This is a genomic window from Variovorax sp. Soil_C_12 (genome assembly GCF_057657375.1).
On the sequence record NZ_JBDGIO010000002.1, the window covers coordinates 24,575 to 47,105 of the forward strand.

Consider the following 22,531-nt stretch of genomic DNA (forward strand, 5'->3'; position numbering starts at 1 on the left):
CCTTGCATCCCGGCCACCCGCGTCACAGCCTCGGCTTCACGCTGGTCGAGCTAATGGTGGCGATCGTGCTGAGCATGTTCCTGATGATTGGCCTGATCAGCTTGCTGGTCTCGACCGTGAACTCGCGCTCCGAGCTCGACAAGACGGGACGCCAAATCGAAAACGGCCGCTACGCTCTCCAGCTGCTCAGTGAAGACATCCAGATGGCCGGCTTCGTCGGTGCGTCTTCGAGCACTGCCTTTGCGACCGTGGCACCCGTAGCCTGTCCCACGAACGTCGCTGAGCTGGGCTACTTTGCCATGACGAGCCCGGGCACGTCCACCGTTCCCTTGCCGATCTACGGGTTGAACAGCACGCCGGGCTGCATCAGCAATGTCATGGCGGGCACCGCCATGCTGGTCGTCACGCGGGTCAACACCAACGTCGTGAGTCCCGCGGCGGCGGTCGCGTCCGAGGCTTACCTGCAGGTCTCCACTTGCGAAAACGACACGCTGCCGTTTGCGACCGCCTCGGGCGCGTCGGCCGCGAGCTTCCCGCTGATGCAGAAGAACTGCCTGTCGAGCAACCTCGCGCCGCTGCGCAAGATCGTTCAGCGCGTGTACTTCGTGAGCACCTGCAACGCATGCGGGACCGACACCATTCCCACCCTCAAGATGGCCGAGTACCTGAACGGCGAAATGCGGATCACCCCGCTGGTCGAGGGCATCGAGAACCTGCAACTCGACTACGGAATCGACATGGACGGCAACGGCTCCCCGGACTGCTACACGAGCAACCCGGGCAGCCCGCCACCCGCGCAGATTGCCGCTGCGGTGTGCCCGCAAACCACGCCGCCCTACGACTGGACCGCGGCCATGACCAATTGGGCCAATGTGATGGCCGTGCGCATTCATGTGCTGGGGCGCAATACCGCCGCCAGCGGCGGCTGGACGGACGCCAGAACCTATGCCATGGGCCTGGCCACGCCGGCCGCGGGTCCCTTCAATGACAACATCAAGCGCCACGTCTACAGCACGGTCGCCCGGCTCTACAACAGCTCGGGCCAGAGGGAAACACCATGAAGCGCTCTAGGCGCAGCGCCGCGCTGCGCAAGCAGGCAGGCGCCACCTTGCTGGTCGCGATGATCTTCCTGGCGGTGATCACGCTGATCGTTACCTCGTCCATCAAGGCCGTCAATGTCAACACCAAGCTGGTCGGCAACATGCAGATGCAGGAGGAGGCCGAGGCGGCTGCGCAGCAGGCGATCGAGAAAGCGATCAGCAGCGACTTCACTGCGATGCCGACGGCGAGTACCTGGGTGACAGACAACGGTCAAGCCGTGTCGGCCTATACCGTTGTCGTGCCGGCGCCGGCTTGCACCGGCATCAAGGCAATCAAGCTGAGTGAGCTGGACGCGACCAACACGGACGACCAGCCCTGCTATGCCAGCGGCGCCGCGCAGAACACGGGCATCGTCGGATCCGGCGTGAGCGGCAACTCGCTGTGCTCGAACTCGAGCTGGGAAGTCAATGCCACCGCCACGCCGCCCGCAAGCGATCCGACACCGACCCTGCATCAGGGCATCGCCGTGCGCGTGGCCGTTGGCGCCGCGTGCTGATCAATCAGGAGCAGGACAGATGCGCCCCACCTACTTTTTCCGACTGGGCGCCGCGGCCCTTTTGTCGTTGGCTGGCGCCGCAGCGCAGGCCGAGGACATCGACATCTACCAGGGCACGACCAGCGGCGGCGCTCCGAACATGCTGATCATTCTGGACAACGCGGCGGCGGCCAGCGCGAGTTCAAGCTTCACATGCCCAGGGTTGACGGTCAACGATCCCAGCAAGAACCTGGGCTTCGAGCAATGCGGCCTGCACAGCGCCGTCTCCGCCATCGGGACCAACGCAGCCCTCAACGGCAACATCAACCTCGGCCTGATGTACTTCCCGGGCGGCCCCACCGACGGAGGCACCTTCGTCCTCCCCGCCGCGTCGCCGGCGCCCGGCTCGCTGCTGCTCATGGACGGCACCACCAGCGACAACAGCAAGGGCGTCGGCAAGATGCTCCGACGCATCGAGCAGCTCAGTCTCAGCAACGACAAGGGCAACAACAACCAGATTTCACAGGCGATGCAGGAAGCCTGGGCCTTCTACCAGGGGAAGACCGGCCTCTCCGGCACCCGCTACCCGGGCCTTGCGAACCAGCAGGCGTGCGGCAGGAACTTCGTTCTCTACATCACGCTCGCGACCAACAATCAGAAGCCCCAGGACGGCGGCACCCTGGGCGGTAACGCCTTGCAGGCTGCCGAAGGCCTGAGCGCGCTCCCTGCGCAAGTGACATTGCCGAACTGGAAGTCGCCCCTTTCACCCTACAGCACGGCCTCGGGCAAGTACCGAAGCGACTACTCGGATGAGTGGGCGAACTTCATGTACACCGGCAGCTCGCCCAACCTGGCGACGACGTACCCGGGCATTACCACTTACACCATCATCCTCAGCGACGGCAGCAATCCGGACTACGAACAGCTCATGGTCAGCATGGCCAACCAGGGTGGCGGCCAGTACTTCATGGTCCGGCTCGGAGACGTCCAGGGCCTGATCGACGCCATCGGCAAGGTCTTCACCGATGTGCAGGCGGTCAACAGCGTGTTCGCGGCGCCGGTGCTGCCGGTGAGCGCCAACACGCAGGGCACCTACCTAAACCAGATCTACATGGGTATGTTCCGCCCCGACAGCGACGTTAACCCGCGCTGGATGGGCAACCTCAAGCAGTATCAGTTCGGCGTCGACATCACCGACCCATCCGCGCCGCAGCTATTCCTCGCCGACGCGTCCTGGGGCACGTACTCGATCGGCACCAACGCCAACCGTGCGCTGAGCGCAGCAGGCACCGGCTTCGTCTCGCCCTCGGCCGTGAGCTTCTGGACCTCCAAGGCCATCGGCTCCCTGCCCGACTCCCAGGGCGGCTTCTGGCTCAATGCCTTCAAGGCTCAGGGCGCCAGCGACGGCTACGACTGGGCGGATGGCCAGGTCGTCGAGAAGGGCGGCGTCGCACAACAGATCCGCCTCAAGCACCTGACCAACAGCTACCCGGCCAGCGCGACCACCACGACAGCCGCCACCACGCGCAATGTGTTCACGTGCCTCGGCAGCGGCTGCACCGCCAACGCTGCGTTGAGCACGATGCCCTTCAAGGTGGGCAACTTGAACCTCACGTCGACGGCCCTCGGCATCAGCGCCAGCACCATGACCGCCGACAACCTGATCAACTGGGTCCGCGGGCAAGACACCTACGCGGCCGGCGATGCGGTGGCAGGCCGCGAGGCGAGCAGCCCGCCCGACGCCAGCATCACGATCCGCGGCTCCGTGCATGGTGACGTGCTGCATTCCCGCCCCGCGGTGATCAACTATGGCGGCACCACCGGCGTGGTGGTGTTCTACGGCGCCAATGACGGCCTGTTGCGAGCCGTCAACGGCAACCAACCGAACAACCCCACCGACAGCAGCAAGCCCAAGGGCAACTGCACGGTCTCCTCGACTTGCGCCCTCACCATCAACGACGCAACCGGCGTCAGCACCAGCGTTCCACCCGGCGGCGAGTTGTGGAGCTTCGTCCCGCCGGAGTTTTATCCGGGCCTGCAGCGGCTGTATCAGAACAGTCCGAGCCTGAAGCTGGGTACCCTGACCACAGGCAGCGCGAAAACCTACTTCTTCGACGGCGCGCCCAGCGTCTATCAGAACAGCACCACGGGGAAGGCATATATCTTCCTGTCGGCGCGCCGCGGCGGACGCCTGCTCTACGCGCTCGACGTGAGCGATCCCACGAACCCCAAGTTCATGTGGAAGCGCAGCAATGCAGACAGCGGCTTCGCGGAACTCGGGCAGACCTGGTCGCAGCCCAAGGTGGCGATGGTCAAGGGCCATGCAAATCCCGTGCTGATCTTCGGTGCAGGCTACGACACCAATGAGGATGCCGAGCCGCCCAATGCCGACACCATGGGTCGCGGGATCTTCATCGTCGACGCAGTGACCGGCGACATGCTCTGGCAGGCCGGCCCGGGCGGCACCGGCAGCAGCTGTACTGGCAATCCATGCAGGCTGGCCGAGATGACCTATTCAATCCCGGCCGACATCACGCTGGTGGATCGCGACTTCGACGGCAGCATCGACCGGCTCTACGCAGCCGATACCGGCGGCAATATCTGGCGCGTGGACCTTCAGCCCACCGGCAGCGGCGACGTGAGCACCTGGCAGGTCACCCACCTTGCCGCCCTGGGCGGAAGCGGCACCACCCGGCGCAAATTCTTCTTCCCGCCGGACGTGGTGCTGACCAAGACCTACGACGTGGTGCTGGACATCACGGGGGACCGGGAGCATCCGCTCCTCACCCACCAGTCCCGAAACATCGTGAACCGCTTCTACATGATCAAGGACACCAAGGTCGGCATGAGTGCCAGCGGCTGGACGCCGGTGCGTGACGACACCAGCAGCAGCGCCGACCTCGCGCCGACGGCGCTGTTCAAGGCCACGAACACAATCCCGTACGACGGCTCGCTGAGCGGTTTCTACGTCACCCTGGCCGGCGCCGGAGAAAAAGGCGTGAACGCCCCGACCACCGTCGGCGGCCTGGTCTACTTCGGCACCAACCAACCCATCGTTCCCAGCACCACCACTTGCCAGGCGAATCTCGGCACGGCGCGCAGCTATTCGGTCAACTTCCTCACCGGCGCTTCGAACTTCAGCCTGCTCGATGGCGGCGGGCTGGTGCCGTCGCCCGTCTTCGGCATCGTCACGGTCAACGTAGGCGGCACGGAACGCCGGCTGCCCTTCCTGATCGGCGGCGGCGGCGGCTCCGGGGCAGACGGCAGGTCCGGCCTTGGGGCGCAAAAGCCAATCATCCCCGTCAAGAACATTCGCAAGAGAACCTACTGGTACCGGGAGACCGACCGCTGAGGAAGCAGACGCCGCGCTGTGCGCGCTCCTGACCGACGGCGCGACCGAGGCCTTGCTCACGGCCGCCTCGGAGTGAGGCACGATATTCCCTTACGGTTCGAGCGCGCGACTCAGCTATCGTCTTGAGTCGTGAAGCTCGGCGGCCAGCCCTGGGGCCGGTGTCAGCCCAATCCCTAGCTTGAACGCCGAGCTGAAATTTTCAGCCCCCAGCACAGCGGCAAAGCGAGGGCGGACAACAGGGCCATCAGCAAGAAGCCGTGGGCTCCGAGCCGCGCATAGAGGATTCCGGATGACAAGGTCAGCAGCGCTGACACGAGTCCCGGTCCGAGCGCATAGATGGCCTGGCCGGTAGCGGCAAGATGCTGGGGCACGGCAGTGCCGATGAGGCGCATACAAGCGAGATGCAGAAGCGCAAACGTCATTCCATGCAAGGGCTGTACGATTGCAAGCGCTCCAGGATCGGTTGAGAACGCCACCACGAGCCATCGCAGGATAGCCGCTATGGACGCAATTGCGGCTGCACCGCTCGGCCCGAGTGCATCGACCAATCGAGGTCCGATCAGGATGAAGACCATGACCTCCGCAACGACGGCCTCCGACCACAGGACACTGATCATGGTCGGACTGATGCCGGCCGCATTCCATCTGATGACCGCGAATGCGTCATGCATGGCATGACTGCCGTAAACCAGGGCCGCGATGAGTACCATGCGCCGGAACACGACGATCCCCACGAGTTGCCTGATGGCTCCGACGGAGGATGGCTCAGGGGTGGCTTTGGTCTTGTTATCAAGCGCTGGCAACAGCATGGTGCTTGCTGCTGCGAGCAGAAGCAGGGCGCCGTGCATCCATGCGATCGATGTGAGTCCCGTCCAGCCGATCACTTGGCCAGCGGCCAGCGTTCCGAACACGAAGGCAGCCGATGCCGAACCCCGTACCCAGCCATATTCAAAGCTCATTCCGGGCGAGGCGCGCGATTTCGAAGCATCTAACGCCAAGGCGTCGGCAAGCGACGTGGTTGGTGTCAGTGCAGCTTCATGGCAGAGGCGGACGATCAGAAGAATCCAGAACCCACCGACCCAAGGGAGACCAAATGCCAGGCAGGCGGCAAGGCCGGCAGCCGCGGCCAGTACGTGACGCAATCGCTGCAAACGATCTGCTATGCGCGCCGCAACCGGTCCGGCAATCAGACGGATGATCGTCCCCAGTCCCAGCAGAAGCCCGATCTGCTCGGGTGACATCCCTCGCGTTTCCAGAAAACGAGGCCAGAAGGGCGATGCCACGCCAAATGCGGCGTACATCAAAACGTAGAGAAGGAAGAATGATCGCAACGCGTCAGGCTGGGGCATTCGCATGGTGGCATATATACGCGCTACGCGAGCTGGCTCGGACTTGAGGAGATCCCCTTCATCCTCGGGCCGGTGACGCCCGTTGCAGATCGTCATCGACGCGCAGATCGCCAGAGCGCGCTTGACCGTTCTGATCTTTCAACGATTCGGTCCTTTCGAACAAGTGCAGTACGCATGGAGCGGAAGCGCGCGCCGGGACCACCTCGGTGCGCCGTCAAAACCCGAAGATCTCCCTAGGCACACCCTTCGCCGACTCACACTCCTGCCGAAAATCGTAGGGCACCTCGTCCGCGCAATCGGGCCATTGGCCGCTGGCGAGCCAAAACTCCACCAGGCCCAGTCGCGCGCACAGCCGCGGGAAGCGAGGGTCGTTGCGCAGCTCGGGCATGCTGGCCTGGAACAGCAGCGCGGTGCGGTAGCCGTCGGGGCCCATGATGTCGGTGCTGGCCCCCACAGGGCCCAGGCGGGCGCCCTCGGCAGCACGGAATGCCTCGTCGACCAGACCCAGGTGCGCGGCATAGACCAGGCGCGCCACGTCCACACCGCCGGTGATCATCACGTGCGCTTCGAACTCGCTGCGCCAGGCGCCGATGTGCTCAGGCGTCGGGTCGCGCTTGGCGCGGACGAAAGGAATGGTGTCCTGGAACTCGCGCAGCGGGCGCGTGGCCGCGAGCGCGAGCAGGCGATCGACCGCCGCCCAATCCTGCAGGAAGGCATGGGCCCGCAGCAAGCTCGAGATCGGAAAGCTCATGCCGGGGATGCGCGCCACGAGGTCCTCGTACACGGGCACCGCCTCGGCGACCTGCCCCGTGGCCATGCGGGCCAGCGCCACGAGGTTGGCCGACATCGGATCGAGCATGTCCAGGCCGTAGATGCGTTCGGCCTCGTCGAGGCTCGCGCGCAGGCGGCCCGTCAGGCGCAGCAGCCAGCTGATGTAGCGCCGGCCGTCGCCCGAGCCGGGCGCCTGGCGCAGCCGCTCCAGGAAGTCCTCCGCCTCGACGAACCGGCCGAAGGGCGGCATCACGAAGCATCGCGCGACCAGGGCGTCGTTGTTCTGCGGGTCGAGCGCCAGCGCGTGCGAGGCCTCGCGAACCACGTGCCCGGCGCTGGCTGCACGCTCGGCAAATGGCAGGTACATGTGCAGGAAGCTGCGCAGGTAGGCGAGCCTTCCCCAGGCCTCGACGAAATGCGGTGCGCGCTGCGTCACCACCTCGAGCACGCCGACGCTGGTGCGCAGCTCGTCCGGGGCATAGGACTTGGGGCTGGATCGCAGGTAGAGGTCATAGACCGCAGGATCGACTGCGCGTGTCGCAACAGCGAAGAACCCGTGGTCGAGCGCGCGCGCGATGCTTTCGGCGATGTCGTCCTGGACCTCGAAGATGCCTTCCAGCGCACGGTCATAGTGGTCGGACCACAGCGTTGTGCCGGACGCGGCCTCCATCAGGTGGGCGCTGATGCGTACCTGGCCGGCCGCGCGGCGGATCGAGCCGTCGAGCACGTAGGCGCAGTTCAGGCGTTGCGCCGCCTCGGCCTTTCGTTCGCCACGGAACTGGAAGCTCGTGGTGCGGCTGATCACCCGCAGCTGGGTGCCACGCGCGAGGCGCTGGATGATCTCCTCGCTGACGCCGTCGGAGAAGAACTGCATCTCGGGCTCGTTCGACAGGTTGTCGAAGGCGAGCACGGCGACGAGGGGGCGCTCGCGCGGGAGTGACGGCTCGGCCGGTAAGGCGGGAGCGTCCTCGTCCAGCAAGGGCAGCGTGAACCGGTAGCCGCGCCCCGCCACGGTGGCGATGGCGTGCGGCCCGAGAACCTTGCGAAGCGACGAGATCTGCACGGTGAGGTTGTTCTCCTCGACCACCGTGCCAGGCCAGACCCGCGCCAGCAGCTCGTCCTTGGCGACCACGCGGTCGCGCAGCTCGATCAGCGCCAGCAGCAAGTCGAACGCGCGTCCACCGAGCGAGACCGGCTGGCCATGAGCCAACAGGCGGCGCTCGGCTGGCCGCACTTCGAACCCCTTCGCCTTGAAGATCAAGACCTGAGCGCCTCTCTTGCTTGTCGGCCCCGATTGTCGGGCCACGCGGCGGGCTTTAGCAACGTTTCACATCGCTTAAAGACGCGGCCGTCCCCCGGCGCGCACAGTGCCTACACCCCGCGACAGGGCCGTACCCATCCACCATCCGCAAGGAGATCCCATCGTGAGCCAAGCATCCATCAAGATCGGTCTCGTCACCGACCAGACCGGCCCACTGTCCTTCCTCGGCATTGCCAACGCCAACCTCGCCCGCCTGGTGGTCGACGAGATCAACGCTGGCGGCGGCTTGCTCGGGCGGCGCATCGAGCTGATCACCGAAGACAGCGCCACCGACGACAAGGTGGCCGCCGCCAAGGCCGCCAAGCTGGTTCAGGGCGATCGCGTGGACGTGATCTTCGGCGGCATTTACAGCTCCACCCGGCAGGCGATCAAGGGCCCGGCCGTCGTGCAGGGCAAGAAGCTCTACATCTACCCGGAGCAGTACGAGGGCGAGGAGAGCGACCCGCTGATCTTCTGCACCGGTCCGGTGCCGGCACAACAGGTCGATTCGCTGATCCCCTGGTTGATGAAGCACACCGAAGCTCGCAGGTTCTACCTCCCGTCGGCGGACTACATCTGGCCGCAGGTGATGAACAAGCGGGTGCGTGCCGCCGTCACCGCGAACGGCGGCTCGATCGTCGGCGAGGAGTATTTCCCCGTCGATCACGCGGACTACCGCGGCACGGTCGACAAGATCATGTCCAGCGGCGCGCAGGTGGTCTTCAACACCACGGTGCCGCCCGGCGTGGCGCCGTTCCTGCAGCAGCTGTACGAGGCCGGTTTCACGAAGCGCGGCGGCCGGATCGTTTGCCCCTACTTCGAGGAGAACCTTGCCAGCCTGCTGCCGGCCGAGCATGTGGAGGGGCTCTACAGCTGCCTCGACTACTACCAGGCCGTCAGCGACCCGTTCAGCACGGCGCTGCTGCGCCGCTACAACGAACGATTTCCGGGCAGCGCCAAGTTCACCGCCGGCAGCGCCAGCACGGGTCTGTATCGCGGGCTGAAGCTCTGGGAGGCGGCCGTGCGAGAGGCCGGCACGCTGGATCAGGCGGCGGTGATCCGTGCGCTCGACCACGCGCGCATCGCCGAAGGGCCGGGCGGGGCCGCCGAAATGGTGCCCGGCCAGCATCACCTGCGGCTTACCATGTACGTCGGCCAGGTGCAGGCCGGGCAGATGAAGGTCATCGAGAACCTCGGCGTGATCGATCCCAACGAGCGCGTGCAGAGCGCGCAATGAGCCACGCCCGGCCGCTCCGAAGGGGCTCGCACCGCAGTGCGCAGCACGGAGGTTGCCAATTTAGCCAGGAGACCTGAGATGAAGCTCTACTACCACCCCGCTTCCACCGCGAGCCGGCCCGTGCTGCTCTTCGCTGCGGAGAGCGGTATCGATCTCGACCTGAAGCTGGTCGACATCTTCAAGGGCGAGCACCTGCAGCCGGCCTATCGTGCGCTCAACCCGAATGCGCTGGTGCCGATGCTGGAGGACGGTGATTTCCGCCTCACCGAGAGTTCGGCGATCCTGAAATACCTGGCGGACAAGATCGACTCGCCGCTGTACCCCAAGGGGCTGCAGCAGCGGGCGCGCGTCAACGAGCGCATGGACTGGTTCAACACCCAACTGAGCCGCGACTACTGCTTCGGCCTGGTGTTCGCCCAGTTGCTGCCGCACCACAAGCGTCGCAGCGACGAGGCGCAGGCCGGCACGGTGCAGTGGGGCCAGGAGCGCTCGAAGGTGTGGCTGCAAGTCCTCAACGACCACATCCTCGGCCCCGGGCACAACCACGTGTGCGGGGATGCGATCAGCATCGCGGACCATTTCGGCGCCGGACTGCTCACCTTGGGCGAGGTGATCGGTTGCGATTTCACGGCCTATCCGTACGTGCAGGGCTGGCTGGCGCGCATCAAGGCGCTGAAGAGCTGGAAGTCGGTGAACGCCACGCTCGACGGGGTCACCGCCGCGCACAAGGGCGAGTCGTTCGTGACCGTGTGAAGCGCCGGGGCGCAGGCGCTCAGAAGCCGAAGTCTTCTTTCGGCACGGCCCGTGCCTGCTCGCATGCGCGCTGGAAGTCGTAGGGCACTTCGCTCGCGCAGTCGGGCCACTTGCCGCTGGCCAGCCAGAACTCGACGAGTCCGAGCCGTGCGCACAACGGCGCGAAGCGCGGATCGTTGCGCAGCTCGGGCATGCTGGCCTGGAACAGCAGCGCGGTGCGGTAGCCGTCGGGCCCCATGATGTCGTCGGCATGGCCGGCCGGCCCCAGGCGTGCGGCGTCGGCGGCGGCGTAAGCCTCGTCCACCAGGCCCAGGTGGGCCGCGTACACGAGGCGTGACACGTCGACCCGGCCCGTCCTGCGAACATGCGCTTCGAGCTCCTCGCGCCACGCGCCGATGTGCGCGGGCGAGGGGTCGCGCTTGGCGCGGATGAAGGGCAGCCCGTCCTGGAACTCGCGCAACTGGCGCTGCTCGGCCAGCGCGAGCAGCCGGTCCACCGCGGCCCAGTCCTGCTGGAAGGCGTGCGCGCGCAACAGGCTGGACACCGGAAAGCTCATCGTGGGCATGCGCTCCACCAGTTCCTCGAACACGGGAATGGCGTCGGCGATATCGCCGGCCGCCATGCGCGCGAGGGCAAGGAGGTTGGCCGACATCGGATCCAGCACATCGAGCCGGTAGGCCTGCTCGGTGGCCGTCAGCGCCTCGCGCATCCAGCCGAAGTGACGCAGGGCCCAGCCGGTGTAGCGCTGCCCGTCCCCCGTGCCGGGTGCGCGGCGCAGACGAGTGAGTGCGGCATCGGCCTCGACGAAGTGCCCGAACGGCGCGATCACGAAGTACTGCCCTGCCATCGCGTCGAGGTTCTGTGCATCGAGCGACAGCGCGCGCTCGGCTTCGCGGTTCACCTGCGCCGCACTGGCCGCGCGCTCGACAAACGGCTGGTAAAAGCGCAAGAAGGCACGCAGATAGGCCAGCCGGCCCCATGCCGCGGCGAACTGCGGTGCACGCGTGGTCACCAGTTCCAGCACGCCAACGTGGGTGCGCAGTTCGTCAGGCGCGTAGCCCTTGGGCCTCGATCGGAGGTAGAGGTCGTACACCGCCGGCTCCACCGTCGGGGCCGGCGTGCTGGCGAAGGCCTGATCGAGTGCGCGGGCGATGTTCTCGGAGATCTCGTCCTGCACGGCGAAGATGTCTTCCAGCCCGCGCTCGAAGCGTTCCGACCACAGCGTGGTCTGGGAGGCGGCCTCCATCAGGTGCGCGCTGACCCGCACGCGGGTTGCTGCGCGACGGATCGAGCCGTCGAGCACGTGGGTGCAATGCAAGGCGTTCGCCGCTTCGGCCTTGCGATCGCCGCGGAACTGGAAGCTCGACGTGCGGCCGATCACCTTGAGCTGGCTGCCACGCGACAGGAGCTGAATGATTTCCTCGCTGACGCCGTCGGAGAAGAACTGCATCTCGGGGTCGTTGGACAGGTTGTCGAACGCGAGCACGGCGAGCAGCGGCCCGGCGCCCGGCGCGGCGGGCATGGACGATGTGGGCGCCTGGGCCACGCGCTGCGCCTTTTCAGCGCTTGGAGGCGGCGTCAGCGCGTTGGCGCCGGCGGCGGCCACTTCGCAGACCTCCACCGGGTCGTCGACGCCGGCCATCCGGTACGGCCCGTGCGCGGCCCAGCGCAACGCGGCCTCGTCGGCATGCCCCACCACACCCCGGCGCGCGAAGTCGTAGGCCGTGCGCGTCATCAGGATGCGGCCCTGGCCGGCGAGCGACATGACGCGCGCGGCGATGGCCTTGGCCAGGCCCTCGACCTCGAGCGGCTTCGCACCTCGCGCAATGTCGGCGGCCGCGTTCTCGCGCAGCACCACCTCGCCAAAATGAATACCCACGCGCGAGATGAGGGCAGTCTTCGACTGGGCGCCGAGTTCGAGCAACTGCGCCTGGTAGGCAAGCGCGAAGCGCACCGCCTCGACCGGTCGCTCGAACAGCAGCAGGAACCCGTCGCTCTTGTCGATCTCGCGGCCGCCGTAGGCAGCGAGCAGGTCACGCGCGATGCGGTCGTGGCGTGCCATCAACTCGGCCGCAGCGGCGTCGCCCAGGCACTCCACGAGGTGGGTGCTGGCGACCAGGTCGCACAACAGCAGCGCGCGGATCGCGGGGGAGGATGGGCCGGGTGTGGGAATGGGCATGCAGGGGTCCCTCGATCGAGACCACCGCGCGGTAGCCGCGTCAGTGCACATCTTCGCACACGAGCCTGCCAGGTCAGCCGCGTCAGACATCATGGTCGCTCGCCAACCCGGCGCAGGGGCTCGTCTCCAGTATCGTGGGTTGCGCACCGAGGTGTGCCGAGCCACGAGAAGCCCCGCCACGTTTTACGCGGGCGCACCAGTGCGTCGAACGGGGGGTGCAGCTCACCCCTCGCGAACTGCCTACTCGTTGCAGGAACGCACCAGGACTTCGTAGTCGATTGGCTTGAACCACCCGTTGTTCGAGTTCTCGGCAGCGCAGGCGGTCAAGCCGCAGACGAGGTTCATCTCAGCCCGCAGCTCGATGAAGTCGCCCGCCCGGGACAAGGGCGGCTTCACCGCCACTTCGCCGTCCTGCGCGACGACGACATTCATGAAGACGTTGAAGGTGGTGCCGATCTGCTCCGGTCGGATTCCGAAGGGCTCGAAGGCCCGATACAGGTTTTCGAAGCAGCTGGGATGGTGGCCACGGTGTTGGTACAGGATCTCGAACATCTCCTGGCTGCACGGCGTGAGCAGGAAGTCGTGTCGCCCGACGGAATCCTCCAGGATGCGGAACATGGGGCGGCTGTCGTTCGCGTAGAGCACGTCCCCCTTCGTCAGATAGATCCTGGAGGCGTAGTCGATCGTGCGCCCGGACGACAGGCTGCAGGCGTGGTCGTTGTCGGCAAATGCAAAAAGATCGGCGACCTGCTCGCCAAAGGGGTCGTTGATGCGAAGAATCTCGCTCGCCCGCAGGCGAAATGCCACTCCCGACTGGGGCGCAATGCGGCAGCATCCGGTGGGATGGGTGGCAGACATTCAAGCGCCCTTCGTTTGGAAAGGGCACTTCCAGCCATCCTCGACTGCCCGGCCCGAGTACTGCCGGGCTTCCGAGGACTCACCGAAGCGGGAAAGAACGGGATTGACCGAACCTTGAAGTCCCAGGTCGCGTGCCCGGATGGCCTGTTGCATGGTTTGGTACTTCCCCGAAGCCTTCAGTGCTTCGAACTGCTCGTGGAAGTTGAAAACCAGGCATGGCATGGGAGCGCGGCGCGCCAGTCGAGAGGCCCGCGGGTGCAGGCCAACCACGAAATAGGCCCGGCCACCGGTGCTGAAGGAGAAGTCCGCGCGGTTCGGATCTTCGCCGACCGTGGGATCCCAGGCAAAGCCGCGTGCGCTATCGACTTCGTGCATCGCCTGCAGCTGCTGCCACAAGCGCCGTTCGAACTCCTGTTCTTCCAGATCAGCGGGCTCAAAAAGCGCCACGAAGCTCACGGGCGCGCAGCCCGCGACCCTGAACTCGTCCGAGAAGGCCGACAGCGCGTCGCACAGCTTGGGAGCTTCGGCGGCGTCGCCCAGTCGTGCGAAGCTTCCGAAGCGCATGCGGTCCTTGTTGAGTGCGGATTTCGCGCCGACGCATGGGAAGGACCTGTCTGCAATGAAGGCATCAAGTTCAGCGCGTGCCGAGGTCGTTTTGTCAGAGCTTCCATTTCCGGAGCGTGTGGCACGGAGCGGTCGAGGGCCCGTGGTGTAGTCGTTTCTCATGCGCCTACCGTCGGATGCACAAGGCGCCTGCGGCGCAGGCCACCGGAGGATGCCGAGGTGGGCCAAGGGAACGCCCCCGGGTAGGCGAGCAGCCGTCCTATGTCTTAAGACACACTGGCAGGCCCCCAAACGTACATCGTCTTGGCCGTTTGCGGCGTCTTGTCCCACGTGGGGGTCCTTGCACGCCTCACCCTCGCGCGCCCCGAGGTGCAATCGAGCGCGACCTGCGCCGATTCGCTATCGCTTCCCACCGGCGGCGGCCCACGGTGCGTACTTCGAAAGATACCGGTCTTCAAGACTCAGCGAGGACCGCACGCCGAGCGAGTTCCGATTCGCCTGGAGCCAGCTCGCGCAAGCACTGTAGCCAGTGCGACGCAGCGACTCGAAGAGGACGGGTCCTACCGTGCGTTTGATCGATGGCTCTATCTCAGCCGCTGTCCCCGCACCTTGCAGACTGAGGGCGTGCAGCCGGATGTCGGCCTGAGGAACCGTGCGATTGATGAGATCGAGCGCGCGCAGTTCCGAAAGCAGGCCATTGATGGACGCGATCTCGTTGATGCGATTCAAGATGTTCTTGGCGGTCGTGGGCGTTTCCGGCCGGTACAGGGGCGTGAGCTCGACCATGAAGATGTCGGTGTCCAGGGTTCGCTCATAGAGTGGCCACAGCATGGGGTTGCCGGCATAGCTGCCGTCCCAGTAGGCCTCCCCGTCGATCCGCGCGGCCTGAAACATCAGCGGCGCGCAGGCCGACGCCAGGATCGCATCGACGGAGATGTCCTGCGGCCCGAACACGCGTGAATGGCCAGTATGGACATTGACGGCGTTGACGAAGAGCGGGTTGCCATGCGATGCCCTGATCACATCCATATCGACAACGGAGTTGAGGATGTAGCGAAGCGGTTCGAGCGCCAGGGGATTGGTCTGGTAAGGCGACAGCAGCGGCATTGCGTCGTCCCAGATCCCCATTCCCGGCTTGCGAAGCGGTAATAGAAGGAACGTCAGCGGTGTGCCAGCCTCAACGATCTTCTGCCACAGCATCGCCAAGTGGTCCTTGGCTGCCGCGCGTCCGCCTTTCGCCAGCCCCGTGACCAGCGCCGCTGCATTCAACGCGCCGGCACTGGTCCCGCTCACGCGCCCGATCTCGAGGTCATGCTGGTCGAGCAGGCAGTCCAGGGCACCCCAGGTGAACGCACCATGGGCGCCGCCCCCCTGAAGCGCGAGGTTCAGGATCGGGGTTGTGGACGTAGGACGGCGCTTGCCCATCAGACTTCGACGCGTCCGTGGACCGCGCCACGGCATCCCCTGCATCCCGACGATGGCTCTTCGCTGCGTCGGCATGCCAGAGCCGAATCGCACAGTTCAGATTGCGAGACGCGATGCGCACCGATCCCGAGCTTCACTTCGCGATCCCCACGACGGATGCCTGTCGACGTGCCCACTTGCTCGGTTGATCCGCGAAGAAGCGCAGCATCTCGTCACTCGCATTCGGACCGAAAGGGTCGGCGAACGATCCTTCGCTGCTTCCGCCTGACCACGCGTGCTGCGCGTCATGCAGCGTCCAGTGCTCGCCGCACACCCCAGCACCGTCGCGCGAATAGATCCGATGAGTAGTTCGGCGCCCATCAGGGCCGCTGTCCTTACGAGACACGCAGGCGCAATCGACTCCGAGGGATGCCTCGATGACGCGCTCGCCATTGATGGGGTTGACCGTGGCGTCCTTGTCGCCGTGGAAGACGATGGTCGGCATGCCGCTCGCGTCCATGGCAACGCGCTCGGCGGCCCCCCGCATGGCGGCCAGGGCGGAATGCAGGTCCGATCCAGCGCGCGCCGCCAGACCCGAGTGCACGCCGACGGCCGCATACACGTCGGGGTAGAGGTCGCCGAGCAAGGCAGCCATCGCGCCACCGGCGGACAAGCCAGCGACGTAGATGCGATGGGGGTCGATCTCGTGCTCGCGCGCGATCCGCAGGGTCAGTTCTGCGATGCGCGCCGGATCGCCTTGGCCGCGCGTCTGGTGCGCCCGATCAAACCAGTTCCAGCAGCGGTGCGCATTGGCCTGCGTCGACTGCGCCGGATACAGGACGATGAAGCCGTGTCTCTCGGCCGCCGGGTTCATCTGAGTGCCGGTCGCGAAGTCGTCCGGATCCTGACCGGCACCGTGCAGCATCACGACCAACGGGGCCCCACGAAGCGGCGCAGTCGCTGGGACGTACAACCCATGCTCATCATCGTGCTGCATCGTCCGGACCGCAGGAGCGGGTCCTTCCCGGCTCGGTGACGGCGGGACGAAGAAAGACGTGCTCACATCGGACGCCAACTGGAGCCACGCGAAAAAGGGATGGATGGGCAAGAAGGCGTTATTTTGCATAAAGGCACTGTGGCCGAGACAAAACAACCTGCAGTGAGCCCATGTCGCGCGACGAAGTAGGTGCACAAGCCGGCGTGGCGGTTCGGCGCAGGGTCGGCAGCCGCCGCTGCGCGCGGCCCTTGCTCCAGGTCGTCGCAGTCTGTTTAGCCGCGACTGGCTTGGCGACTTTGCGGCCCTTCAGGCTGCGGGCCAGCAATTCGGTCAGATCGATGAGCTCCGCGCCCGCCGACGGCATCTTCATTTCCGCAGCGCCGATCTTCGCGCCCTTCGCGCCGGCCACAGGCAGATCCAGGCCTTCCAGCGCTCACCTCGTCGCCCCAGCGCAGCAGGTTGAGCACGAGCGCCTTGCCACTGGGCACCAGCGCCGCCAGATGCTGCTTGGTAGCGATCACCACCTTGGCCAGACCTTGGATTTCAACCGAACACCGGCGCGAGACCGTCCCAGCACAAGTACTTCGGTTCCAGGAACTCCTCGATGCCATGGTGCGAACCCTCGCGCCCCAGCCCGCTCTGCTTCACCCCGCCGAATGGCGCGACTTCGTTCGAGATCAACCCGCAGTTGATACCGATCATCCCGGACTCGATCGCCGCCGAGGCGCGCCAGATGCGGGCGGCGTCGCGGCTGTAGAGATAGGCCGCGAGCCCGTACTCGGTCGCGTTCGCGATTGCGAAGGCTTCCTCGTCCCTCTCGAAGCGAAAGAGCGGCGCGAGGGGCCCGAAGGTTTCTTCCCGTGCCAGTGCCATCTGCGACGTGGCGCCGGCCACGACGGTCGGCTCGAAGAAGCGGCCGCCGAGCGAATGGCGATGCCCGCCGTGCAGCAGCGTCGCCCCCTGTGCGACGGCGTCTGCGATGTGCTCCTCCACTTTCTGGACGGCGGCGTCGTCAATCAGCGGGCCGAGCTGCGCGTCAGCTTCCAGGCCATTGCCGACGCGCAATTTCGCGACACGCTCGACCAGCTTGGCGGCAAAGGCCTCGTACACGCCGGCCTGAACGAGCACCCGGTTGGCGCTGATGCAGGCCTGGCCGGTGTTGCGGAACTTCGCCGCGACCACGCCGTCTGCCGCAGCGTCGAGGTCGGCGTCGTCGAAGATGATGAAGGGTGCGTTGCCCCCCAGCTCCATCGAGCATTTCTTGATGGTGCCCGCGGCTTGCGCCAGCAGCACGCGACCGACCTCGGTCGAACCGGTGAAGGTGATCTTGCGCACCAGAGGATGCGTGCTGAGCTGGCCCCCGATGTCGTGGGTGTCGTTGCCCGTCACCACGTTGAACACGCCCGCGGGCACGCCGGCGCGCCGGGCCAGTTCCGCCAACGCCAGGGCCGTGAGCGGCGTCTGGCTCGCTGGCTTGACGACCATGCTGCAGCCGGCGGCCAGCGCCGGGCCCGCCTTGCGCGTGATCATCGCCGCGGGGAAGTTCCAGGGCGTGATGGCGGCGCAGACACCGATCGGCTCCTTCAGCACCACGATGCGCTGGGTGTCCTTCGGCGCCGGGATCACATCTCCGCGCACCCGCTTGGCTTCCTCGGAGAACCACTGCAGGAACGACGCCGCGTACTGGATCTCGGTTTTCGCTTCGGCCAGCGGCTTTCCTTCCTCCAGCGTGATCAGGGTCGCCAGGTCGTCGCCGTGAAGAACCATCAGGTCGTACCAGCGGCGCAGCACCTCGGATCGCTGCTTGGCCGTGGTCCGGCGCCAGTCGAGGAAGGCGCGGTGTGCAACCTCGATGGCCTGCGCCGTCTCGTGCTGCCTGAAGCGAGGCAGGTCGACGAGCCTCTCGTCGGTGGCGGGATTGCGCAAGGAGTAGGTGCCGTGCGGCGTCGCGTCGATCCACTCGCCGCCGACGAAAGCGGCGGTGCGGAACAGTTCGGGATCTTTCAGCAGGTTCTTCATGGTTCGCCGCATCAGCCGATGCGCTTGGTTTCGAAATGGATAGGCAGGGGCGTGGCCAGTCCGGCAGCGCGGGCAAGGTCGAGGATCATCCCGGCGACGACCACGTCCTGCAGGCCCGAACCGACGGACTTGTACATGGCGATTCCGCCTGCGGGACGGTCCGCCTTGCCGGCCAGCAGGTCATTGAGGCTGATGCACTTCGCATCGGGTTCGGCGCCGTCTTTGCGGGCGGCCAGCATGTCCCCGGATTCCTCGAGCACTTCCTCGACGTTGTCGCAGACGATGAGGCCGGCGCGCGCCACCACGCTGCTGTCGACCTCCCGCTGATCGGGGAGCGTCGACCCGATGGAGACCACCGTCGCATGGGGCTCCAGCCAGGCGCCCCGCAGGATGGGTTTCTCGCCATACGAGCGGGCGGCAGCCAGCACGATGTCGGCGCCGCCTGCGGCCTCGGCAGGCGATTCGACCGCGCGCGCCGGGATGCCCAGCTCGGCGCTCATCTCGGCCGCGAAGGCTGCGCGCTTGGCCGGCGTCGGACTGAACACCCGGATCTCGTGCAGCTCGCGCACCGAGGCGATGGCCAGCGTGTGCATGCGTGCTTCCAGGCCGCTTCCCAGGACGGCGAGGCGGGCCGCTCCCTGCGGCGCCAGGCGGTCCAGTGCGGCTGCGGATGTGGCGGCGGTGCGATAGGCGGTGACCAGGTTGCCGTCCACGATCGCGGCCAGTGAGCCCGTGGTCGCGTCGAACAGCACGACGACGTACTCGAGCTGCCGACCGGCCGGGCCGAAGGCCATGCCCATCAGCTTGGCGCCGTAGTAGCGCGATCCTGGCGGCACCGCGGTCATGGTCCGCAGCGAGGCGCGCTCCGCCGCCCCTGCAGCGATCGTGCGTCGAGGAACGGCCTGGGGCCCCAGCGGCCTTGCGTAGGTTTCCTGCAGGGCGCGCACGGCGGGCCGCCATTGGAAGACGGCAGCAGCCGTTTCGGAAGAGACGAACAGGGGCGCATCGGCCCCGGTGCTCACGGGTGATTTCAGGTCGGAGGTGTTCATTCGAATTTCAGTTTGGCTTCATGGATGACGCGCCGGTACAGCTGGGTGTCGTGGCGCACCTGGTCGATCAGCAGGCTCGGAGGTCCGGAGCGCGGGAGCATTCCGAGTTCGCCAAAGCGCGCTTTCAGTCCTTCGTTCTGCACGGCGACGCTCAGCGCCTGGTTCAGGCGCTCGATCACGGGCGCGGGTGTGCCGAGCGGGGCGAAGAGGCCGAGCCAGGAGGCCGTCTCCATGCCCTTCAGCCCGGCTTCCGCCACGGTGGGCACGTCCGGCATCCGCGGGTCGCGCTCGGTGCCCGACACCGCCAGGATCCTGACCCGCCCCGTCTTGGCGAGCTCGATGGCGGTGGCATCGAAGGTGAGGTCGATGCGTCCAGCCGCCACTTCGGTGAGTGCACTCGCGGTGGACCGATAGGGAATGTGGACGAGGTAGGTGCCCGTCAGGGCCTTGAACAGCTCGCCGCCCAGATGCGCCCCGCTGCCGGGGCCGGCGCTGCCATAGCTCAACTTGCCGGGGTTCTTGCGCGCATAGTCGATGAACTCCTGCAGCGTCTTCACGGGCAGCGCCGCATTGACGACCATCGCGATCGGGTACACCGAGGCGATTCCCACGGGCGCGGCCGCCGTCGCCGCGTCGTACTTCACCGACGGGTCGACCAGCGGGAGGATGCTGTAGGCAATGTTGGTGAGCAGCAGCGTGTTGCCATCCGGCTTTGCCGCGAACACCGCGGACGTTCCGATCCGCGTGCCTCCGCCCGGCCGGTTCTCCACGATCACGGGCGGGCCCAAGGCCTGGCCCAGCTGCTCGCAGATGACGCGCGCACCGATGTCCGTGATGCCGCCCGCGCCGTAGGGCACGATCACGCGGACCACCTCGGCGGCGCCGGCGGATGAAAGCAGGAAGCAGCCGACGCCGCCAAGGAAGGCGCGGCGTGCAAGGTGCGTCATGGTGTCGTCTCCAGTTCTGTTGGGCCGATGTCAGGACGTGCAGGGCCGTCCTGGCGCTTCGCTCAGCAGGGATGCCGCCCCACCATGAATGCGCTGTCCGGATCGGAGGTCACGGGGAGTCCGGAAGCCACCAGCCCCTGGCGAAGCACCTTCATGAATCGGTCGGGAATGCGCATCGCCGGCGCGCGCAGCGGGCCGCCGTTGAAGCCCGCCAGCCAGTCCTGGTACTTCCACATGGTCCGGTTCAGGAAGGAGGTGCCGCCGATGTAGGCCTGGGTCGCCGCCGCATTCGCACCGCGCGCGGGGTTGACCTTCCAGTACATCTCCATCGCCTGCTCGAATTCCCCCTTGCGGGCCAGCTCGAATGCGCGCGGGTAGTAGTGACTCATCCACTGCGTGTTGCTGGTGCCGGAGAACTGCATCTTCATCACGCCCATGAGCGGGATGGCATCGCCCTCGATCGGGCAGCTGATCACCACCTCGTCGCGGAAGTGGTAGTACATCTCGCAGATGCCGGCGGGCAGCGGAAAGCCCTGCTCGGACTTGATCGCGACGATGTTCGGGCAGTCCTTGAGCAGGCGGCGCACGAACGCCACCGACATGCCCGCCGGATGGATGCGCTCGAAGCCCCAGGCCGGCAGCGGAAACAGCATCACGGCCAGCTTGGTCGCGTCGCAGAACTGCTTGGTGTAGTCGTAGACCTCCTGCTCCGTGGTGGGCCAGAACTGCGCGGGATACGAGAGCAGCACCATGGTGGCACCGGCGTCTTCCGCCAGCTTCACGGCCTCGATGTTTTCCGCTAGCGTGTTGAAGGACGCATGGAAGAACAGGCCGAAGCCGGGGCCGGCCGTCTCCGCCGCCCAGGCCGTGAACTTCGCGTTCTCCTCCGGCGTGATGGCGACTTCAGTGCACAGCAGCGTGTGCTTGAATCCGAGCTCCTTGGCGAGCGCGACGTCGTGACGGATGCCGCGCTCGTTGAGTTGCTTGAGATCGGCCGAATAACTCGGAATGGTGACGGCCGAGCAGCCGATCAGGTTCTCCCGGGCCCAGGCCCGGGCGTCTGCGCGCTTGTAAGGAAGCATGGTGGTCTCGCTTTGTCAGGGATAGCCGCCGTGTCCGCAGGAGTCGCGGCACGGAACGCAACAAGACTGTAGGTTCGCCGTGCGCAAGGGGCGAGGGGGCGCGCGCGATAGCAGCTATGCGCTCGGACGAAAGCTCAGGCGGCCTCGCCTTTGGCCAGGATGTCCGGCGCCATCGACAGCAGCAGCCCATGGATCTCGCGGGTGGCCAGCGTGTGCGGACGGTGGCGTGCCACCGCGAGCACCACGGCACGTGCGAGCACCGGCTCCACGATCTTCAAGGCAACGAGGCGATTCCGGTCGTGCGGCGCGATGGAAAGGGAGGTGATCGCATAGCCGGCAGCGGACGCCGCCACCTCGTGCTGCAATCGGATCGAGTTCGCCTCCGCCGCAATCCGCAGCGTCAGGCCCCGCTTGCGCGCCAGCAAGGCCAGCCTCTCGCGCAAGGGATGGGGTTCGCCGGGGAGCACCAGCGGCAGCCTGGCAACTTCCTCGAAACGGATTTCCTGACGGCCGGCGAGCGGATCGCTGCTGGCGACGACGAGGCACAAGGCACCCTCCATCAGGACCGGCTCGTCCGCGCTCGCCTCGCCACCATCGCGCAGCAGCAAGGAGAGATCCAATCGACCCTGGTCCAGCATTTCCTGCAGTTGCGAGCTCGAGCCTTCCGTCAGGTGCAAGCGCACCTGCGGAAACTGCTTCAGCACACGCTGGTACAGCGGGCCGGCGAGCGCCGGCACGGTTGAAGGCAGCAGTCCCAGGCGCACGTCGCCGACCGGCACGCCCCGGCTGGCGCGAACCTCGTCGGCAAAACTTTCCGATTCGGCGATCAGCCGCTTGATCCGGGGATACAGCTGCTGCCCGAGTTCCGTCAGGACGACGCCGCGCCCGGTCCGGCGGAACAGGGGCGAACCCGCATCGCGCTCGAGCTGAGCGATATGCCGGCTGACGACGGATTGCGGAACATCCGCCGCCACGGCCGCGCGCGAGACCGACCCCAGCTCCGCAACCTTGACGAAGTGATGCCAGCCGGCGTCGATGATGGGCTTCATGCCCGCAATTCTCGCCGCGCCCAACTGCGGACGGCCGGGCTCCGG

At 66.4% G+C, this 22,531-nt stretch carries 18 protein-coding genes; 5 read left to right on the top strand and 13 right to left on the bottom strand.

Annotated features, from left to right (window positions below; translation table 11 throughout):
* Positions 1–2: 2 nt before the first annotated feature.
* Genes AC3A6X_RS05035 through AC3A6X_RS05045 form a run of 3 tightly spaced genes read left to right on the top strand, consistent with a single transcriptional unit; the run spans position 3 to position 4,928 of the window.
* A complete protein-coding gene (locus AC3A6X_RS05035; protein ID WP_487841123.1) occupies positions 3–1,061 on the top strand; it encodes a PilW family protein in 1,059 nt (352 codons plus the stop codon).
* Positions 1,058–1,597 carry a pilus assembly PilX family protein gene (locus tag AC3A6X_RS05040; protein WP_487841124.1) on the top strand — a complete coding sequence of 180 codons (540 nt, stop codon included), beginning with the start codon at positions 1,058–1,060 and terminating at the stop codon, positions 1,595–1,597. The genes AC3A6X_RS05035 and AC3A6X_RS05040 overlap by 4 nt, the downstream gene beginning before the upstream one ends.
* 19 nt (positions 1,598–1,616) lie before the next feature.
* Positions 1,617–4,928, top strand: a complete 3,312-nt coding sequence (locus AC3A6X_RS05045; RefSeq protein WP_487841125.1) for a pilus assembly protein — start codon at positions 1,617–1,619, stop codon at positions 4,926–4,928.
* A 173-nt stretch (positions 4,929–5,101) separates the two neighbouring features.
* Here AC3A6X_RS05045 and AC3A6X_RS05050 read toward each other — a convergent pair whose 3' ends face one another.
* Positions 5,102–6,373, bottom strand: coding sequence for an MFS transporter (locus tag AC3A6X_RS05050; RefSeq protein WP_487841126.1), 1,272 nt, complete (start codon positions 6,371–6,373; stop codon positions 5,102–5,104).
* A 118-nt stretch (positions 6,374–6,491) separates the two neighbouring features.
* Entirely contained in the window at positions 6,492–8,309 is a 1,818-nt protein-coding gene (locus AC3A6X_RS05055; RefSeq protein WP_487841127.1) for a winged helix-turn-helix domain-containing tetratricopeptide repeat protein, read from the bottom strand.
* A gap of 163 nt (positions 8,310–8,472) precedes the next feature.
* Between AC3A6X_RS05055 and AC3A6X_RS05060 the strand changes: the two genes are divergently transcribed.
* The gene (locus AC3A6X_RS05060) at positions 8,473–9,585 is read left to right on the top strand and encodes a substrate-binding protein (RefSeq protein WP_487841128.1); all 1,113 of its coding nucleotides are present in this window, start codon (positions 8,473–8,475) and stop codon (positions 9,583–9,585) included.
* Between the two features lie 78 nt (positions 9,586–9,663).
* The gene (locus AC3A6X_RS05065) at positions 9,664–10,338 is read left to right on the top strand and encodes a glutathione S-transferase family protein (RefSeq protein ID WP_487841129.1); all 675 of its coding nucleotides are present in this window, start codon (positions 9,664–9,666) and stop codon (positions 10,336–10,338) included.
* A gap of 19 nt (positions 10,339–10,357) precedes the next feature.
* Here the strand turns inward: AC3A6X_RS05065 and AC3A6X_RS05070 are convergent, their stop codons facing one another.
* The 11 genes from AC3A6X_RS05070 to AC3A6X_RS05120 form a co-directional block, all read right to left on the bottom strand.
* Positions 10,358–12,517: a hypothetical protein gene (locus AC3A6X_RS05070; RefSeq protein WP_487841130.1), complete on the bottom strand. Its 2,160-nt coding sequence runs from the start codon at positions 12,515–12,517 to the stop codon at positions 10,358–10,360.
* A gap of 240 nt (positions 12,518–12,757) precedes the next feature.
* The gene (locus AC3A6X_RS05075) at positions 12,758–13,375 is read right to left on the bottom strand and encodes a DUF1989 domain-containing protein (protein ID WP_487841131.1); all 618 of its coding nucleotides are present in this window, start codon (positions 13,373–13,375) and stop codon (positions 12,758–12,760) included.
* Complete coding sequence (gene gntA / locus AC3A6X_RS05080; RefSeq protein ID WP_487841132.1) at positions 13,376–14,101, bottom strand: guanitoxin biosynthesis heme-dependent pre-guanitoxin N-hydroxylase GntA; 726 nt, start codon at positions 14,099–14,101, stop codon at positions 13,376–13,378. It lies immediately after the preceding gene.
* Positions 14,102–14,338: 237 nt separating this feature from the next.
* Complete coding sequence (locus AC3A6X_RS05085; RefSeq protein ID WP_487841133.1) at positions 14,339–15,364, bottom strand: patatin-like phospholipase family protein; 1,026 nt, start codon at positions 15,362–15,364, stop codon at positions 14,339–14,341.
* A 133-nt stretch (positions 15,365–15,497) separates the two neighbouring features.
* Positions 15,498–16,469: an extracellular catalytic domain type 1 short-chain-length polyhydroxyalkanoate depolymerase gene (locus AC3A6X_RS05090; RefSeq protein ID WP_487841134.1), complete on the bottom strand. Its 972-nt coding sequence runs from the start codon at positions 16,467–16,469 to the stop codon at positions 15,498–15,500.
* Complete coding sequence (locus AC3A6X_RS05095) at positions 16,459–16,749, bottom strand: hypothetical protein (protein ID WP_487841135.1); 291 nt, start codon at positions 16,747–16,749, stop codon at positions 16,459–16,461. The genes AC3A6X_RS05090 and AC3A6X_RS05095 overlap by 11 nt, the downstream gene beginning before the upstream one ends.
* Positions 16,750–16,883: 134 nt before the next feature.
* Positions 16,884–18,359: an NAD-dependent succinate-semialdehyde dehydrogenase gene (locus tag AC3A6X_RS05100; RefSeq protein ID WP_487841136.1), complete on the bottom strand. Its 1,476-nt coding sequence runs from the start codon at positions 18,357–18,359 to the stop codon at positions 16,884–16,886.
* An 11-nt stretch (positions 18,360–18,370) separates the two neighbouring features.
* Positions 18,371–19,408: an ornithine cyclodeaminase family protein gene (locus AC3A6X_RS05105; RefSeq protein ID WP_487841137.1), complete on the bottom strand. Its 1,038-nt coding sequence runs from the start codon at positions 19,406–19,408 to the stop codon at positions 18,371–18,373.
* The gene (locus AC3A6X_RS05110; protein WP_487841138.1) at positions 19,405–20,355 is read right to left on the bottom strand and encodes a Bug family tripartite tricarboxylate transporter substrate binding protein; all 951 of its coding nucleotides are present in this window, start codon (positions 20,353–20,355) and stop codon (positions 19,405–19,407) included. Before AC3A6X_RS05110 ends, AC3A6X_RS05105 begins: the two co-directional genes overlap by 4 nt.
* A 62-nt stretch (positions 20,356–20,417) precedes the next feature.
* Entirely contained in the window at positions 20,418–21,437 is a 1,020-nt protein-coding gene (locus AC3A6X_RS05115; RefSeq protein WP_487841139.1) for a dihydrodipicolinate synthase family protein, read from the bottom strand.
* Between the two features lie 134 nt (positions 21,438–21,571).
* Positions 21,572–22,486: a LysR family transcriptional regulator gene (locus AC3A6X_RS05120; RefSeq protein WP_487841140.1), complete on the bottom strand. Its 915-nt coding sequence runs from the start codon at positions 22,484–22,486 to the stop codon at positions 21,572–21,574.
* Positions 22,487–22,531 lie beyond the last annotated feature (45 nt).